Consider the following 16,525-nt stretch of genomic DNA (forward strand, 5'->3'; position numbering starts at 1 on the left):
GAATCCGCTCCCGATGCGCTACCTTCCGCTTTCCGATGCCGACCGTGCCGACATGATGGCGCGCGTCGGGGTCTCTGACATCAACGAGATCTTCGTCGACATCCCCGAAAAGGCTCGCCTCGAAGGGCTGATCGACCTGCCGCTGCACAAGGGCGAGGCCGCTGTCGAGCGCGACCTTTCGCGCATGGCGGCTAAAAATGTCGCCGCCTCCGACGTGCCGTTCTTCGTCGGCGCCGGTGCCTACAAGCACCATGTGCCAGCGAGCGTCGATCACCTGATCCAGCGTTCCGAGTTCCTCACCTCCTACACGCCCTATCAGCCCGAGGTGACGCAAGGCACGCTGCAGTACTTGTTCGAGTTCCAGACACAGGTCGCCGCGCTCACCGGCATGGAGGTGGCAAACGCCTCCATGTACGACGGCTCCACCGGCACCGCCGAGGCGGTGCTGATGGCCCATCGTGTCACCCGGCGGAACAAGGCGGTCCTTTGCGGCGGCCTGCATCCGCAGTACCGCGAGGTTGTCGAGGGTCTCTCCGCCATGGCCGGCGACAGCACCCAGGCGCTTCCTGCCGACCCGAAGGGTACCGAGGACATTCTGGCCTCGATCGATGACGAGACCTCCTGCGTCGTCGTCCAGTCGCCATCCTTCTACGGGCATCTGATCGACCTCGCGCCGATCGCCGAGAAGGCGCACGCCCATGGCGCGCTGCTGATCGCCGTCTTCACCGAGGTCGTCTCGCTCGGCCTGATCGAGCCGGCGGGCGCCCAGGGTGCCGACATCGTCGTCGGCGAGGGCCAGTCCATCGGCAACGGCCTCACTTTCGGCGGGCCTTACGTCGGTCTCTTCGCCACCAGGCAGAAATACATTCGCCAGATGCCGGGCAGGCTGTGCGGCGAGACGGTCGACGCCAACGGCAAGCGCGGTTTCGTGCTGACGCTGTCGACCCGTGAGCAGCACATCCGCCGCGACAAGGCGACGTCGAACATCTGCACCAACTCGGGGCTCTGCTGCCTCGCCTTCACCATCCACATGACACTTCTCGGCGGCAACGGCCTGGCGAAGCTCGCCCGCATCAACCACGCCAACGCGGTGAAGCTGAAGGCAGGTCTCGAGAGCGTGCCGGGCGTCTCGGTGCTGAACGACACGTTCTTCAACGAGTTCACCGTGAAGTTGCCGAAGCCGGCGGCCGGCGTGGTCGAGAAGCTGGCTGAAAAGGGCGTTCTCGGCGGCGTGCCGGTCTCGCGCCTGGAGCCGGGCGCGTCCGATCTTGCCGACCTGCTGATCGTTGCCTCGAGCGAGGTGAATTCCGACGAGGATCGCGACGCCTTCGTCGCCGCGCTGAAGGAGGTGCTGGCATGAGCATGAACACGCAAGGCCGCCCGTCCGCCCCGGCCGAAATGGCGGATCCGCGCGCCATCCACGAGACCTTTACCGGCAACCGGGCGCTTGCCATGGAAGAGCCGTTGCTCTTCGAGAGCGGGCGCATGGACGTTTGCGGCGTCGATCTCGAGGAGCCGGACGATTTTGCTCCGGCGCTCGGCACGCTTGCCCGCAAGGCAACGCCCGACCTGCCGGCGCTGACCGAGCCGGAGACCATGCGCCACTACGTGCGCCTGTCGTCCAAGAACTACGCCATCGACGCGGGCCTCTATCCGCTCGGCTCCTGCACGATGAAGCACAATCCGCGTCTCAACGAGAAGGTGGCGCGGCTGCCGGGCTTCGGCGACATTCACCCGCTGCAGCCGCTGTCCACGGTTCCCGGCGCGATCGACCTGATCGCCGAACTCGGTCACTGGCTCGTCACCATGACCGGCATGAGCGCGGTTGCGATGAGCCCCAAGGCCGGCGCCCACGGCGAGCTGTGCGGCATGATGGCGATCAAGGCGGCGCACAAGGCGGCCGGACGCGATCCCAAGATCGTGCTGGTGCCCGAATCGGCCCATGGCACCAATCCGGCGACCGCCGCCCTTCTCGGCTACAAGGTCGTCTCCATCGAGGCGCGCGAGGACGGGACGGTCGATACCGCCGCTGTTCAGGCGCGGATCGCGGAGCATGAGGGCGATATCGCCGGCATCATGCTGACCAACCCGAACACCTGTGGGCTGTTCGAGCGCGATATCATCGCGATTGCCGAGGCGGTCCATGCCGCCAACGGCTATTTCTACTGCGATGGGGCCAACTTCAACGCCATCGTCGGCAAGGCGCGCCCGGGCGATCTCGGCGTCGACGCCATGCACATCAACCTGCACAAGACCTTCTCCACGCCCCATGGCGGCGGCGGTCCGGGTGCGGGTCCCGTGGTGCTCTCCGACAGGCTCGCGGCCTTCGCGCCGCTGCCGTTCCTGCGCAAGGAAGAGGGCGGCAGCGTCTGGGTCGAGACCGTGGCGGACCTGAAGGACGGCGAACAGCCCTTTGGACGGATGACCGCCTTCCACGGGCAGATGGGCATGTATGTGCGCGCGCTCGCCTACATGAAGAGCCATGGCGCCGACGGTCTGCGCCAGGCGTCCGAGGATGCGGTGCTGAACGCCAACTACGTGCGTGTCGGCCTCGAGGACCTCATGAGCCTGCCGTTCGGGTCGCGCTGGTGCATGCACGAGGTGCTCTTCGACGACAGCTTCCTCAAGGACACGGGCGTGACCACCCTCGATTTCGCCAAGGCGATGATCGATGAGGGCTATCACCCGATGACCATGTATTTCCCGCTGGTCGTTCATGGCGCGATGCTGATCGAGCCGACGGAATCGGAGAGCCGCGCGGCGCTCGACCTGTTCGTGGCGACGATGCGCGATCTCGTCATGAGCGCGCAGAAGGGCGAGACCGAGCGCTTCAAGGGAGCGCCGTTCTTTGCTCCGCGCGGAAGGCTCGACGAGACCCGCGCGGCGCGCAACCCGGTGCTCAAGTGGCAGCGGCCGGAGCCGCGCAAGGTCGCGCCGCAGGCCGCCGAATAGGTCTTCGGGATCGACAGCAACAGGAGGACGCCCGGCCATCGTGCCGGGCGTTTTCATATGTGCAGGCCACTTCGCACTTGCCGGTGAAGAGAAACATGATATGTCATAATGACATCTCGTATGTCGTTTCAGGTGTCTCATGAAGGCCGATGTCGAAAGCCTCTATGCGCTTCTCCAGCAGGTGCGTCCGCTTCACCGCAGGGTGGCGCGCTCCGTTGCCGCCCACCTCGAGGGTACGGGCTTGGGGACCGGCGCGCGCGCCGTTCTCTCGGTTCTCTCGTGCGAGGGCGCGATGAGCGTTCCGCAGATCGGCCGCACGCTGTTCCTGCCGCGTCAGAACGTGCAGAAGTGGGTGGACGAACTCCTGGCTCGCGGCCTTGTCGAGCGGCACGCCAACCCGGCGCACCGGCGCTCCTGGCTGATCGCCCTGACGGTGCAAGGAAAGGAGCTCTTCGCCGCGATCCGCGAGCGCGAGGACGGCTTTGCCGCAGCCCTGGCGGGGCGGCTCGACGCTGCGGACGTGGACACCGCCCGGCGCGTGCTCTCGGCCTGTCTCGACCATTTCACAGCCTTCGAGGACGACCCTGATCGTCCTCGCCCTCTCGCCTGACCCTCGCAAGCGCAGGAAATTGTCATGTGGTTCTCGGTTCTTGCCGTCGCTTTCCTCGTCATGTGCGCGCTGGGGGCCTGGTTCATCGCCACCGTGCGCCGGATCGCGCGGCCGACGACTGGCGCTCCCGTCGCCGCGGACGCTGCGGGCGAGGCGCTTCTGGTCATCGACATGCAGGAGGACTTCACCCGCTCGGAGGGTCCCCATGGCTATGGCGAGGAGCGCCGGAACCGGGCGGTGGTGAGGATCAACGAGCTTGTGTCGAAGGCAAGGAGTGCGGGGCAGGCGGTTGTCTACATCCGCCAGCAGCACAAGGGCTGGGCGATCCGGCTTGCCGCCGACATGCTGCTCGGCGGGGCGGGCAACCCGGGGCGACCGGGCGCGCGGCTTGACCGCGATGTCGATGCGGCCGGATTCCCGGATTTGCTGAAGCACGTCGGAGATGCCTTCTCCAACCCGGAACTGGATCGTCTCCTGCGACAGGAGAACGTCGGACACCTTCGTCTCACGGGCCTGGATCTCGCCCATTGCGTCACCAGCACCGCGCTTGGCGCCCGCAACCGCGGGTATGGGGTCGTCATCGATCTTGACGGTTCGCTCGCCGCCGACGAGAAGGCATGGGCCCGCCAGCAACAGCGGCTCGCCGCCGCCGGCGTCGCCACTTGCCGGCAGGGCGAGGAGCCCCATCTTGCCGGGCAGTCAAGCGACGTGGGAAAAAGTGAATGACCGATACGGACCTCGACACGCGAGCCGGCTTGCCCGGCGAGCTGCGCTTTCTACTCGAGCAACATCCGCGTGGCGTCTGGGAAACACATGAGAACCTCGGCGGCCTGATGCGCTTCTGGCTGTCGCGGCACGACGGCTTCCGCACGCTCGGCGGCACCCTTGAACGCATCATCGCCGACTTTCGCGAGGAGCGCCTGGAAGCGGGCAATCTTGGCGCGCTTCTGGCGCCGAGGCTCCAGCAGTTCCTGGGTGAGCTGCATCACCATCACATGATCGAGGACCACCATTACTTTCCGGTCTTCGCCGCTGCCGAGCCGCGGCTTGCGGCCGGCTTCGACCTTCTGGAGGGCGACCACGAGGTGATCCACGAGCGCATCGCAAGTCTCGCGCAAAGCGCCAACGTTCTGCTGCGTGACCTGCACGGCGCCGACGCGGACCGGGTGCGGCGCTCCGCCGATGCCTATGCGCTCGAAAGCGGCCGGCTCGTCACCGGCTTGATGCGGCACCTGGAGGATGAGGAGGATCTGATCGTGCCGCTGGTCCTTGAGCGTGGCGAGGACGATCTCGGCGTCGGCTGAGCCGCTTGCGGCGCGTCGCCGCGCACGAGAACCGCCCCCGCCCGGTTGTTCGGGGGAGGCGGTCTGCTCGCGCGGGGAAGCGATGCAGTGCTCGAGGTCAGTCGCCCTTGGGTCTCAGGCGGCCGAAAGCCGTGTCGCGCGGAACTGGGCGCGCAGGTTGTCGATAGGCTGGCGCTTGCCGGCGTTCTCGACGTGCCAATAAGTCCATCCGTTGCAGGATTCCTGACCCTGCACAAGCGCTCCGACCTTGTGGATCGATCCGCTGTGCTGGCCGCAGACGAGCGAGCCGTCGGCACGCACCCGCGCCTCGTGCCGGCCCTTGGCGCAGGTCAGCCTGTCACCGGGCGACAGCAGGCCGACCTCGATCAGGTTGCCAAAGGGAACGCGGGGTGCAGCGCGCTTGCCCTGGCTGACGCCGAGCGCCTCCATGTCGATCGGCTCGACGCTGTCGATGCGCTTGCGGGCGGCGTCGATGTAGTCCTGTTCGCGTTCCACGCCGACGAAATGGCGGCCGAGCTTCTTTGCCACGGCACCCGTCGTGCCGGTGCCGAAGAAGGGGTCGAGCACCACGTCGCCGGGATTGGAGGAGGCGAGCAGGACCCGGTAGAGCAGGGACTCCGGCTTTTGCGTCGGATGCACCTTCTGGCCACCGTCATCCTTCAGGCGTTCGGAGCCCGTGCAGATCGGCAGGTGCCAGTCCGAGCGCATCTGAAGATCGTCGTTGAACGTCTTCAGCGCCTCGTAGTTGAAGGTGTATTTCGCATCCTTCGACTTTGACGCCCAGATCATCGTCTCGTGGGCGTTGGTCAGACGCTTGCCGCGGAAGTTTGGCATCGGATTCGACTTCAGCCACACCACATCGTTGAGGATCCAGAAGCCGAGATCCTGCAGGATCGAGCCGACCCGGAAGATGTTGTGGTAGGAGCCGATGACCCACAGGCCTCCGTCCGGCTTCAGCACCCGCCGCACGGCCATCAGCCACGCACGGGTGAAGGCGTCATAGGCCTCGAAGCTGTCGAATTGATCCCAGTGATCGTCGCAGGCATCGACCCGCGAATGATCGGGGCGGTGCAGCTCGCCACCGAGCTGCAGATTGTAGGGCGGGTCGGCGAACACGAGGTCCACGGACTGCCTGGGCAGGCGCTCGAGCGCGGCGACGCAATCCCCCTTGAGGATCGAGTCGAGCCACTCGGCGTTGGCGTTTGACGCCTCGGGAAGGCGGGGTGCCACGAGGGGCACCCCTTTACGCTGTACACTCATTGCGACGCAGAACCTCACGCAATTACGAGCATCATGGTTACCGGTCTTGGTAAATCGCTGGTTAAGGCGCTTTGGTAAAAATCTTTTTTGAATCAAGGTATTGTTTACAATTGTGACGGTTCCGCGCGAAGCTGCTTCGCTTTCTTAACGCGCTGTCGGGCGATGGCTTGCCTCCCTGCCGGCACTATCTACCGGCCTCGCTTCGATTTTCCGCGCCCCGCGCCCTCGACCGTTGCAAATTGCATGTAAACAAAGGCGGAAACGGTTAACGGCGGCGTGCGGACATCGACCGCCGGAGCGGGGCGGAGAACGATGAAAAATCTTTCTGCCGCCTTACGGAACTCCCATAGTCCGGTGATGGTTGGAAACGAAAACAGCAAGCAACGGAGGCAAGCGGCCATGACGCGAGGTGCGGGACCGAACGAAACGGGAGCGGGAAGCGGCGGCGGAGGCGATGTTCGCGGGGCTGTCGCGGCTGGAACGCCCGTCGTGCATGAGTTGCCGCGCGCCGATTTCGTCGCCTTCGACGATGCGGGGGAGGCAGTCGAGCGGCTGAAGGAATTGTTCGAGACCGCCACCGCATTCCTGCGCGAGGCCTTTCGCGCCTTCGTCGCGGGCGAGCTGCCGGAGGGGCGGGTGCGCGCCTGCTACCCGGAGATCCGCCTGCGCACCAGGTCCCATTCGCGCCTCGACAGCCGCCTCTCTTACGGCTTCGTCTCCGGTCCGGGACTGCATTCGACGACGATCACCCGGCCGGATCTCTTTTGCGAGTACCTCAAGGAGCAGATCGAGCTGCTTTTGCGCAACCACGAGGTGCCGGTGGAAGTCGGTGCCGGCGATACGCCGATACCGCTGCATTTCGCCTTCTATGACGGCACCCATGTGGAGGGGGTGGCCGATGCGCTGCACCGCCCGCTCGCCGACGTCTTCGACCTCCCGGACCTGTCGGTGCTCGACGATGCCATCGTCAACGGTACCTTCGAGCCGGCGCCGGGCGCGGCCCGTCCGCTGGCTCCCTTCACCGCGCCGCGCGTCGACTACTCGCTGCACCGTCTCCAGCACTACACGGCAACGGGGGCGGAGCATTTCCAGAACTTCGTGATCCTGACCAACTACCAGTTCTACATGGACGAGTTCTGCCGGATCGCCGCCGACCTTCTGGCCGATCCGCAAAGCGGCTACTCCCGTTTCGTCGAGCCCGGAAACGTGATCACCGAAGCGGGCTCGGGAGGGCGCCCGAGCGGCGAGCTGCCCGCCCGCCTGCCGCAGATGCCGGCCTATCATCTCGTGCGCCCGGACCATTCCGGCATCACCATGATCAACATCGGAGTCGGTCCTTCCAACGCCAAGACGATCACCGACCACGTGGCGGTTCTGCGTCCTCATGCCTGGCTGATGCTTGGCCATTGCGCGGGCTTGAGGAACAGTCAGAAGCTCGGCGATTACGTTCTCGCCCACGGCTATGTGCGCGAGGATCATGTGCTCGACGCGGACCTGCCCAACTGGGTGCCGATCCCTCCGCTTGCCGAGGTGCAGGTGGCGCTCGAGGGTGCGGTGGAGGAGGTGACCGGCTGCGGGGGGTACGAGTTGAAGCGGGTGATGCGCACAGGCACGGTCGCCTCCATCGACAACCGCAACTGGGAGCTTCGCGACCACCGCGAACCGGTGCAGCGTTTCTCGCAGTCGCGCGCCATCGCGCTCGACATGGAATCCGCGACCATCGCCGCCAACGGCTTCCGCTTCCGCGTGCCTTATGGAACGCTGCTTTGCGTCTCGGACAAGCCGCTGCACGGCGAACTGAAGCTGCCCGGCATGGCGACCGATTTCTACAAGCGCCAGGTCGCCCAGCATCTCAGGATCGGCATTGCCGCCATGGAAAAGCTGCGCTCGATGCCCCGCGAGCGGCTGCACTCGAGGAAGCTGCGCTCCTTCGCCGAGACGGCCTTCCAGTAGAAGGTCGCCCGCCGGAGCTCAGCGAAAGGCCGGGCCGTGGCACCAGCAGGTGAGCGAGTGACGTCGGCCGCGCGTCACCGGCGCGACACGGTGGAGCATGAAGGAGGCGAAGAGCGTGGCATCGCCGAGGCCGCGGTCCGATGTGTGGATCGCTCCGCCGAGGTTGATCTGCAGCTCGCCGCCCGCGTAGCCCTCCGCCTCGCTCAACTGCACGACGACCGTGAGCTTGCGCCGGCGCGCGATGGGCCCGTCGCCGATGTCGGAATGCCAGTCGTAGTGACCGGCGTCGCTCTCGTCGTAGGAGGCGACTTGCAGGCGCTCGCCGAAATCCGTGATGTCGAAGTCGAAATGCTCTCGGTTGGCGCGCGCGACGGTGGCGACCACCCGCTCCATCACCCAGGCGGCGCTGCCGGTGTCGTCGAGCCAGGCGATCTCGGCGCGCCGGATGTTGTGGTGGTGCAATCCGCCGACGAGACCGCCGGAAGCGGCCTGGGCCTGCTCCGCCAGCCGGATGACTTCGGTGGCTTCCCTAAGGGAGAAAACAGCGGGAATGGAATGCGTGAACATTGGCCGAAGTCTCCGCAACGGCGAAAAGATGCGGGTCTATGCGGCAGTTCCCGTTAAAACGCAACGGATTTGACGAGGGGGGCGGGCGATGTTGCGTTGCGCGGTTCAGGCCGCCTGGCCGGCGCGGCCGGCGTCCACCGCCTTGCGCATCACGGTGGGCAGCGCCTCGCCGTCGATCTCGCCGGGTTCGGACCACCACCAGCCGTCGGGCGCGGGTGCCGTCATCGGTGCGTCGGCGCGCCAGATGGCGAGTTCCAGATGAAAATGGGTGAAGGTGTGGCGCACGTCGCCGGTCCGGCGTCGCCAGTCCAGCGAGAGGCGGGCGAGGTCCTCCGGCATCCCCGCAAGGTCGTCCATCGCAGCCGTCTCGCCCCACGCGCTGACCGGCGGTTCGCTCATCCCGCCGAGCAGTCCCTTCGGCGGACGCCGGCGCATCAGCACCGCCCCGTCGGCGCGCACCGCGACGAACGCCATGCCGCGCCGTGTCGGCTTGGCCGCCTTGGGGGCCTTTCGCGGCAGCGTCTCGGCGATGCCGGCAAGCCGAGCGGCGCAGGGATCGGTCCAGGGGCAGAGCGCGCAGGCGGGCTTGCGCGGGCTGCACAGCGTCGCGCCAAGGTCCATCATCGCCTGGGCGAAATCCCCGGGACGCGCTTCCGGCACCAGATCCGCGGTCGCGGCCCGGATTTCGGGTTTCGCCGCCGGCAGGGGCGTCTCGATCAGGCGGAGCCGGGAAATCACCCGTTCCACATTGCCGTCGACCACGGCAGCCGGACGGTCGAAGGCGATCGCGGCAATGGCGGCGGCTGTATAGGGGCCGATGCCGGGAAGCGCGCGCAGGCCTTCCTCGGTCCGGGGAAAGCGGCCGGCGTGCTCGTTGGCGATGGCCTCGGCGCAGGCCTTGAGGTTGCGGGCGCGGGAGTAGTAGCCAAGTCCGGCCCAGGCTTTCATCACCTCCGCCTCGTCGGCGGCGGCGAGATCCTCGACGCTCGGCCAGCGGGCAAGAAACCCCGCGAAATAGGGGCCGACCGCCTGCACTGTGGTTTGCTGGAGCATGATTTCGGAAAGCCACACCCTGTAGGGATCGGGGGTGACGCCGCGCGCCCGGTCCTTCGGCGACACCCGCCAGGGCAGGGCGCGGGCGTGCCGATCGTACCAGCGGAGAAGGTCGTCGGCGAGAGAGGTTGTCGCGGTCGGCATCGGGTCGGCGGTTTCCTTGCGGCGGGTGGGCTTGGCACCGGCAAGCAGGATCGGGCTGCGGCGGGCGATTTCAAGGGGCGGCGGGCGCAGTCCTGTGGCAAAGCTGTGGACGGGACAGGGATGACCTGCCGAAAGCTCTGGAGTGGCTGAAAACCGCGACGCGTGGCCCATGCGACTCGGACGAAGTGTCGTTAAATCGACTCAATTACGGAGTCGACTGAACCTATGAGTGATTCGCACAAGACGATGGCCGCCGGCGGCGCACAGCAGGGCTCGAGCCTGCGCTGGGTTACCCGTGCGCGCCCGATTGGCGATCTCATCGGCAAGGCGCTTGAAAAGTCTTGCCGCCGCAGGGGGTTCGCCGCCGCCGATCTCGTCGTTGATTGGCCGGATATCGTCGGCGAGCGCTACGCCGGGCGGGTCCAGCCGCTCAGGGTCGACTGGCCGCGCGTGCCCGAGGGGGCCGTCGATGGCGAGCAGAAGCCGGCGACGCTCGTCGTGCAGACCGATGGCGCGACGGCATTGCTGCTCACCCATGAAGTGCCCCAGGTTATCGAGCGCATCAATGGCTTCTTCGGCTGGGCGGCGATCGGGCGTATCCGCATCCTCCAGCGCCCGCTGACGCCGCCCAAGCGCACGCCGCCGAAGAAGCCGCGTCCGCTGACCGCCGAGGAGGAGCGCGAGCTGGAGGCGAAGCTTGCCGCCGTGCGGGGCACCCGTCTTGGCGAGGCGCTGGAAAAGCTCGGCCGCGCGGTGATCGCCAAGACCCGATAGGGTGCGATCACGCGCTGCTCGCGATCTTGTGAGCGGCGCTGAAAGCGGACAATCGCCCCGTTCCCAATGACGCCATATTCTCCTTGTCGGTTGACCGGAACGGCAAAGGCGATAAGAAGCCGGACGACGCCGCTGAAACCTCGATCAATGGGAGCCTTCCCCGTGAGCCTCAATCGCCGCCAGTTTATTCTCCGTTCCACCGCCCTCATGGCCGCAACAGGCCTGGCGCTGAACGCGCTTCCGGCGTGGGCCCAGGAGGTCGACGTCGACAAGCTGATGGAACCGGGCCTGCTGCCCGAAAATTCCATGGGTCCGGAAGACGCAAAGCTCACCATCGTCGAGTACGCCTCGATGACCTGCGGTCATTGCGCCCATTTCCACAAGACCACCTATCCGCATCTCAAGAAGGACTACATCGACACCGGCAAGGTGCGTTTCGTCTTCCGCGAGTTCCCGCTCGATCCGGTTGCAGCCGGCGCCTTCATGCTGGCGCGCTCGGTGCCCAGGGACAAGTATTTCGACGTCATCGACATCATGTTCGAGCAGCAGCGCACCTGGGCGTTCACCGACGACCCCTACAATGCGATGCTGAAGCTGGCGCAGCAGATCGGCTTCACCAAGGAGAGCTTCGAGAAGACGCTGTCCGACCAGAAGCTGCTGGAGGGCATCGAGGCCAACCGCGAGCGTGCGTCGAAGGAGTTCGGCGTCAACGCGACGCCGACCTTCTTCTTCAACGGCAATAAGGTCAGCGGCGCGCTGACGGTTGCGCAACTCGACGAGGAAGTTGCAAAGTACCTCTGACGGCCGGGGCCTTCCCGCGCCAGACTGATGAACCATTCGCCGCCCGGACAACGCGCAGGTCCCGGGCGGCTTTCGGCTTTGTTGGATGAGGCAAGGGGTTGCGGCCGCCATGGAGGCTTTGGGGCAATGATGGCTGAACGGACGGACCTTGTGGTCTCCCGGCCGGATTGTGCCCGCGCCTTTGCCGTGGTGGTGCCAACGCGCATGGCACGGGTCGCGCGGCCATGAAGTTCTCCAAACTCCGCGTTCTCGGGTTCAAGTCTTTCGTCGAGCCGATGGAATTCATCATCGGTGACGGCCTGACGGGTGTTGTCGGGCCGAACGGATGCGGCAAGTCCAATCTTGTCGAAGCCCTGCGCTGGGTGATGGGGGAGAATTCCTACAAGAACATGCGTGCGTCCGGCATGGACGACGTCATCTTCTCCGGCAGCCTCAACCGGCCGGCGCGCAACACCGCCGAGGTGACGCTGTTTCTGGACAATTCCGACCGCACCGCGCCGGCCGGCTTCAACGATGCCGAGGTGCTCGAGGTGACCCGCCGCATCGAGCGCGAGTCCGGCTCCAACTACAAGATCAATGCTCGCGACGTGCGTGCCCGCGACGTCCAGCTCCTCTTTGCCGACGCCTCCACCGGCGCGCGCTCGCCCGCCCTCGTGCGTCAGGGCCAGATCGGCGAGCTCATTGCCGCCAAGCCGACCTCGCGCCGCCAGATCCTCGAGGAGGCGGCCGGCATTTCCGGCCTTCATTCCCGCCGCCACGAGGCGGAGCTGCGTCTGCGTGCCGCCGAGCAGAACCTCGAGCGGCTGGAGGATGTGCTCGTCCAGATCGACGGCCAGGTCGACAGCCTGCGCCGGCAGGCGCGTCAGGCGGGGCGCTTCCGCAATCTCTCAGCCGAGATCCGTTCCGCCGAGGCCGCGCTCTACTATCTGCGCTGGCTCGATTGCCGCGATCGGCTGGCGGAAGCCGAGCGGGAGTTTTCCGAGGCCGAGGCGGGCGTGCGGGAGGCCGCGACCGTGCAGGGCGATGCGGCCCGTGCTCAGGCGATTGCCGCCCTCAAGGTGCCGGAAACGCGCGACGCGGCCGCTGCCGCCGGTGCGGTTCTGCAGCGCCTTGTCATCGCCCGCAACGAGCTTGATGGCGAGGAGCGGCGTGTACGCGAGCGGCTCGAGGATCTCGGTCGCCGGCTTCAGCAGTTGCATCAGGACGTTGCCCGCGAGGAAGAGCTGCTCGCCGACAACGACGGACACCTGGCGATTCTCGCCGAAGAGGAAGAGGAGCTGCGCGGCGAGGCGATGGCCGAGGAGGACCGTGCCGAAGAGATTGCGGTGCGCGTCGACGAGGCCGAGACGGTGGTCGCTGCTGCTGAGGAGCGCTTGTCCGCGCTCACCCAGGAGCAGGCCGGGGTTCTGGCGCGACGCCAGCAACTCGCCGATGCCTTCGAGATGGCGCGCCAGCGTTCAGACAAGCTCGCGCGCCAGCACGAAAGCGCGCGGTCCGACCTTGCAGGGCTTGAAGCTGAAGTCGAGGACGCGCCGGATCTCGAAGCCGGGCGCGAGGCGCTGCTGGCGGCCGAGGAAACTCTGTCCGAGGCGGAGGAGCGTGTGCTCGAGGCGGAGGAGCGCACGGCCGCGTCTCGCGCCCGAATGGAGGCCGCGCGCGGCCCGCTCGGCGAGGCGGAGGCCCAGGCATCGCGGCTGGAGACGGAGGCGCGCACGCTTGCCGAGGTGCTTGGCGAGGGCCAGCAGGGCGATTTACCGGCCATCGTCGAGGCGATGTCGGCCCGTCCGGGATATGAGACCGCGCTCGGCGCGGCGCTGGGCGAGGATCTTGACGCGCCGCTCGGCGGCGATGCGCCGCTTCGCTGGACAGAGCCCGCCGAAGGGACTGTCGGGGCCGCCGATCCGGCGCTTCCCGCCGGAGTGGAGCCGCTGGCTGGCTTCGTCGATGCGCCGCGTGCGCTTGCCCGCCGGCTGGCGCAGATCGGCGTGGCGGAGGCGGCGGACGGCGCGCGGCTGGCCAGGCACCTGGCGCCGGGGCAGCGGCTTGTCAGTCTGGATGGCGCCCTGTGGCGCTGGGACGGTTTCGTGGTTGCCGCCGACGCGCCAACGCCGGCGGCCCAGAGGCTGGCCCGCAAGAACCGGCTTGCGGCTCTCGATGGTGAGATTGCGCTGGCGCGGGAGCGGCTCGAGGAGCAGCGCGCCGCCTTTTCGGAACTTGGCGACACGGTTCGGCGCGCCGCGGAAGACGAGCAGACGGCGCGCCAGAAGATCAGGGAGCTGCGCGGCGCGGCCGAGGCCGAGCGCCAGCGGGTGATCCGGCTGGAGCGTGCCCATGCGGAGGCCGAGGCGCGGCTTGCGTCCCTGCGCGATGCCCTGGAGCGCATCGAGGCGGATCTGGAGGAGGCTCGCGCCGCGTCTGAGGAAGCCGGCGAGGCGATGCGCGAGATCGGCGAGGACGCGGGGCTTGCCCGCGCCATCGAGGAGGCCCGTGCCGCTGTGGTCGAGGCGCGTGCGGCGCTGTCGCGCGAGCGCGCGAGCGCCGAGGGACTGGCGCGCGAGGGTGAGATGCGCCGCCGCCGCATGGAAGCAATCTCCCGCGAGCGCGCCGCCTGGAGCCAGCGCACCGCCGGCGCCCGCCAGCAGGTGCAGGTGCTGCGCGAGCGCATGGAGGCGGCCGAGGAAGAGCGTGCCGAGCTGATCGAGGCACCCGACGACATCGACTACAAGCGCCGCACGCTGCTCACCGAGATCGCGAAGGCGGAGGAGGCGCGGCGCGCCGCCGACGATGCGCTGGCGCGCGCCGAGGCTTTCCAGCGCGACGCCGACCTGGCCGCCCAGGCAGGCCTTTCGGCGCTGACGGACGCACGCGAACGACGCATCCGAGCCGAGGAGCGCCTGCGGGCGGCGACCCAGCGCAAGGGCGAGATCGAGGCGTTGATCGACGAGGCGCTGGAGGTGGCGGTCGCCGCGCTTCCCGGTCTTGCCGGGCTGAAGGAAGGAGCGCCGCTGCCTGAACCGGAGGCGATCGAGCGCCGCGTGGACCGGCTCAAGGCCGAGCGCGAGCGGCTGGGCGGTGTGAACCTGCGGGCGGAGGACGAACTGCGCGAGATCGAGGAGCAGCGCGGCACGCTTACCGGCGAGCGCGACGACCTGATCGAGGCCATCAAACGCCTGCGCGGGGCGATCTCCAACATCAACAGGGAGGCGCGCGAGCGTCTTCTCAAAGCCTTCGAAACGGTGAACGCTCACTTCCAGCGGCTGTTCACCCATCTTTTCGGCGGCGGCACGGCGGAACTGCAACTCGTCGACGCCGAGGACCCGCTCGACGCCGGGCTGGAGATCATCGCCCGCCCGCCAGGCAAGAAGCCCCAGACCATGACGTTGCTGTCGGGTGGCGAGCAGGCGCTCACGGCGATGGCGCTGATCTTCGCCGTCTTCCTGACCAATCCGGCGCCGATCTGCGTGCTCGACGAGGTCGACGCTCCGCTCGACGACGCCAACGTCGAGCGTTATTGCGACCTGCTGGAGGAGATGACGCGCTCAACCGCCACGCGCTTTGTCGTTATCACCCACAACCCGATCACCATGGCGCGGATGAACCGGCTTTTCGGCGTGACGATGGCCGAGCGCGGGGTCTCGCAGCTCGTCTCCGTCGACCTCGACACGGCGGAGCGATTCCTCGAAGCCGTGTAGGGGCGAGGCGTCGCGCGCCGCCGTGACCGCGGCATTTGTGCGGAGGCGCCTCCAAAAGCCTGTGAGTAACGGCGTTTCCATTTTATTTTCAGCAACTTGACATGTTCTGATGCCTCCTTGACAGGGCCGGGGGTGCCGACTATGGTGCGCCCGGCTTTCAAGGGCAGGCGGGCATTTGGCCGGCTCCAGTCTGGGAAGGGGACGCAAGCATAATGTCTCCGGAAGAGAACGGACCGGGCGAGGGGGATCGCGGGTTTACGGAAGCCGAACTGTCCGAGCGAAAGAGCCGGCTGATGCGGGCGCTCGAGGAACGGCAAGAGGTGGCGGAAGCGTCGCTTCGCAAGTCGTCTTCATCGGGTGCGGGTCAGGGGTACGCTCAGGCAATGAAGCTGTCGACGGAGTTCGTCGCCGGCATCGTCGTCGGAGCGGGTCTTGGCTGGTTGTTCGACGCAGGACTGGGGACAAGTCCCTGGGGGCTGATCGTCTTCCTGCTGCTGGGCTTCGCTGCTGGCGTGCTGAATGTGCTGAGATCCGTCGGAATGGTGTCGGATCCGGTTGACAAGGCGCGCAACGGACGGAAATGAACCAGTTCACGACGCGAAAGCGTTCAATGCGACCGCTAAAGAGGGGCTGACCCGGTGGCGAACGATCCGATCCATCAGTTCCAGATCACCAAGCTTGTTCCGATCGAGGTCGGCGGCCTCGATCTGTCCTTTACGAACTCCGCCCTCTTCATGGTTGTGACCGTTGCGGTCGTCTCCATGGGGCTGATCCTGTCGACGAGCGGGCGCGGTCTCGTTCCGAGCCGTTGGCAGTCGATCGCCGAGATGGGCTACGAGTTCGTTGCCGGTACCTTGCGAAGCTCGGCCGGCAACGAGGGCATGCGCTTCTTCCCGCTGGTGTTTTCGCTCTTCGTCTTCGTCCTGACGGCGAACATGCTCGGGATGTTCCCCTATTTCTTCACGGTCACCAGCCACATCATCGTCACCTTCGCGCTGGCGCTGGTGGTGATCGGTACCGTGACCATCTACGGCTTCGCCCGGCATGGCGTGAAGTTCCTCAAGCTGTTCGCACCTGACGGCGTTCCCGCGGCAATGATCCCGCTGGTGACGCCGATCGAGATCATCTCCTTCCTGTCGCGCCCCGTCAGCCTGTCGGTTCGTCTGTTCGCCAACATGCTGGCCGGTCACATCACGCTGAAGGTGTTTGCCGGCTTCGTGGTCTCGCTCGGCGCAGCGGAAGGTTTCGGTCTCCTCGGTCCCGCATCGGCGATCCTGCCTCTGCTGATGACCGTGGCGCTGACCGGTCTGGAGTTCCTCGTCGCCTTCCTGCAGGCGTACGTGTTCACGGTTCTGACTTGCATGTACCTCAACGATGCGCTGCATCCGAGCCACTAAGAGTCAGTCTGGTTCGAC

Annotated in this window: 14 protein-coding genes; 11 read left to right on the forward strand and 3 right to left on the reverse strand. The window is 66.8% G+C overall.

What is annotated here, in order from left to right; translation table 11 throughout:
* Window positions 1-13 precede the first annotated feature (13 nt).
* The 5 genes from gcvPA to ACN0WF_RS08720 all read left to right on the forward strand — a co-directional run bounded on the left by gcvPA (window position 14) and on the right by ACN0WF_RS08720 (window position 4,866).
* Complete coding sequence (gene gcvPA / locus ACN0WF_RS08700; protein ID WP_417772410.1) at window positions 14-1,360, forward strand: aminomethyl-transferring glycine dehydrogenase subunit GcvPA; 1,347 nt, start codon at window positions 14-16, stop codon at window positions 1,358-1,360.
* The gene (gcvPB, locus tag ACN0WF_RS08705) at window positions 1,357-2,952 is read left to right on the forward strand and encodes an aminomethyl-transferring glycine dehydrogenase subunit GcvPB (protein ID WP_417772411.1); all 1,596 of its coding nucleotides are present in this window, start codon (window positions 1,357-1,359) and stop codon (window positions 2,950-2,952) included. Before gcvPA ends, gcvPB begins: the two co-directional genes overlap by 4 nt.
* 139 nt (window positions 2,953-3,091) lie before the next feature.
* Window positions 3,092-3,562, forward strand: a complete 471-nt coding sequence (locus ACN0WF_RS08710; RefSeq protein ID WP_417772412.1) for a MarR family winged helix-turn-helix transcriptional regulator — start codon at window positions 3,092-3,094, stop codon at window positions 3,560-3,562.
* Window positions 3,563-3,586: 24 nt separating this feature from the next.
* Window positions 3,587-4,288 carry a cysteine hydrolase family protein gene (locus ACN0WF_RS08715; RefSeq protein WP_417772413.1) on the forward strand — a complete coding sequence of 234 codons (702 nt, stop codon included), beginning with the start codon at window positions 3,587-3,589 and terminating at the stop codon, window positions 4,286-4,288.
* Window positions 4,285-4,866 (forward strand): hemerythrin domain-containing protein, encoded by a 582-nt coding sequence (locus tag ACN0WF_RS08720; RefSeq protein ID WP_417772414.1) that lies wholly within the window; start codon window positions 4,285-4,287, stop codon window positions 4,864-4,866. Before ACN0WF_RS08715 ends, ACN0WF_RS08720 begins: the two co-directional genes overlap by 4 nt.
* A 114-nt stretch (window positions 4,867-4,980) precedes the next feature.
* On the opposite strand, the gene ACN0WF_RS08725 is transcribed toward ACN0WF_RS08720, so the two are convergent.
* Window positions 4,981-6,126 (reverse strand): site-specific DNA-methyltransferase, encoded by a 1,146-nt coding sequence (locus tag ACN0WF_RS08725; RefSeq protein WP_417772415.1) that lies wholly within the window; start codon window positions 6,124-6,126, stop codon window positions 4,981-4,983.
* A 399-nt stretch (window positions 6,127-6,525) separates the two neighbouring features.
* Here ACN0WF_RS08725 and ACN0WF_RS08730 point away from each other — a divergent pair, with 399 nt between their 5' ends.
* Window positions 6,526-8,079 (forward strand): AMP nucleosidase, encoded by a 1,554-nt coding sequence (locus ACN0WF_RS08730; protein ID WP_417772416.1) that lies wholly within the window; start codon window positions 6,526-6,528, stop codon window positions 8,077-8,079.
* Window positions 8,080-8,097: 18 nt separating this feature from the next.
* On the opposite strand, the gene ACN0WF_RS08735 is transcribed toward ACN0WF_RS08730, so the two are convergent.
* Together ACN0WF_RS08735 and mutY are read right to left on the reverse strand one after the other, a co-directional pair.
* Entirely contained in the window at window positions 8,098-8,646 is a 549-nt protein-coding gene (locus tag ACN0WF_RS08735; protein ID WP_417772417.1) for a 2OG-Fe(II) oxygenase, read from the reverse strand.
* 105 nt (window positions 8,647-8,751) lie between these two features.
* Window positions 8,752-9,843 (reverse strand): A/G-specific adenine glycosylase, encoded by a 1,092-nt coding sequence (gene mutY / locus ACN0WF_RS08740; RefSeq protein WP_417772418.1) that lies wholly within the window; start codon window positions 9,841-9,843, stop codon window positions 8,752-8,754.
* A 225-nt stretch (window positions 9,844-10,068) separates the two neighbouring features.
* On the opposite strand from mutY, the gene ACN0WF_RS08745 reads away from it, so the two are divergent.
* The 5 genes from ACN0WF_RS08745 (at window position 10,069) to ACN0WF_RS08765 (ending at window position 16,507) form a co-directional block, all read left to right on the forward strand.
* A complete protein-coding gene (locus tag ACN0WF_RS08745) occupies window positions 10,069-10,617 on the forward strand; it encodes a DUF721 domain-containing protein (protein WP_417772419.1) in 549 nt (182 codons plus the stop codon).
* Window positions 10,618-10,779: 162 nt separating this feature from the next.
* Window positions 10,780-11,418 (forward strand): DsbA family protein, encoded by a 639-nt coding sequence (locus ACN0WF_RS08750; protein WP_417772420.1) that lies wholly within the window; start codon window positions 10,780-10,782, stop codon window positions 11,416-11,418.
* Window positions 11,419-11,642: 224 nt separating this feature from the next.
* Window positions 11,643-15,110, forward strand: coding sequence for a chromosome segregation protein SMC (gene smc, locus ACN0WF_RS08755; protein ID WP_417772421.1), 3,468 nt, complete (start codon window positions 11,643-11,645; stop codon window positions 15,108-15,110).
* Between the two features lie 212 nt (window positions 15,111-15,322).
* Window positions 15,323-15,694, forward strand: coding sequence for an AtpZ/AtpI family protein (locus ACN0WF_RS08760; protein WP_417772422.1), 372 nt, complete (start codon window positions 15,323-15,325; stop codon window positions 15,692-15,694).
* Window positions 15,695-15,748: 54 nt separating this feature from the next.
* Window positions 15,749-16,507 (forward strand): F0F1 ATP synthase subunit A, encoded by a 759-nt coding sequence (locus ACN0WF_RS08765; RefSeq protein ID WP_417772423.1) that lies wholly within the window; start codon window positions 15,749-15,751, stop codon window positions 16,505-16,507.
* Window positions 16,508-16,525: the final 18 nt, after the last annotated feature.

This window comes from Stappia sp. (assembly GCF_048268045.1).
In the GTDB taxonomy this organism is placed as follows: Bacteria; Pseudomonadota; Alphaproteobacteria; order Rhizobiales; family Stappiaceae; genus Stappia.

Coding starts and splice junctions, on each gene's coding strand:
- ACN0WF_RS08760 (WP_417772422.1), top strand. CDS start 15,323: ATGTCTCCGGAAGAGAACGGACCGGGCGAGGGGGATCGCGGGTTTACG.
- ACN0WF_RS08725 (WP_417772415.1), bottom strand. CDS start 6,126: ATGAGTGTACAGCGTAAAGGGGTGCCCCTCGTGGCACCCCGCCTTCCC.
- smc (WP_417772421.1), top strand. CDS start 11,643: ATGAAGTTCTCCAAACTCCGCGTTCTCGGGTTCAAGTCTTTCGTCGAG.
- gcvPA (WP_417772410.1), top strand. CDS start 14: ATGCGCTACCTTCCGCTTTCCGATGCCGACCGTGCCGACATGATGGCG.
- ACN0WF_RS08715 (WP_417772413.1), top strand. CDS start 3,587: ATGTGGTTCTCGGTTCTTGCCGTCGCTTTCCTCGTCATGTGCGCGCTG.
- ACN0WF_RS08720 (WP_417772414.1), top strand. CDS start 4,285: ATGACCGATACGGACCTCGACACGCGAGCCGGCTTGCCCGGCGAGCTG.
- ACN0WF_RS08730 (WP_417772416.1), top strand. CDS start 6,526: ATGACGCGAGGTGCGGGACCGAACGAAACGGGAGCGGGAAGCGGCGGC.
- mutY (WP_417772418.1), bottom strand. CDS start 9,843: ATGCCGACCGCGACAACCTCTCTCGCCGACGACCTTCTCCGCTGGTAC.
- ACN0WF_RS08710 (WP_417772412.1), top strand. CDS start 3,092: ATGAAGGCCGATGTCGAAAGCCTCTATGCGCTTCTCCAGCAGGTGCGT.
- ACN0WF_RS08735 (WP_417772417.1), bottom strand. CDS start 8,646: ATGTTCACGCATTCCATTCCCGCTGTTTTCTCCCTTAGGGAAGCCACC.
- gcvPB (WP_417772411.1), top strand. CDS start 1,357: ATGAGCATGAACACGCAAGGCCGCCCGTCCGCCCCGGCCGAAATGGCG.
- ACN0WF_RS08745 (WP_417772419.1), top strand. CDS start 10,069: ATGAGTGATTCGCACAAGACGATGGCCGCCGGCGGCGCACAGCAGGGC.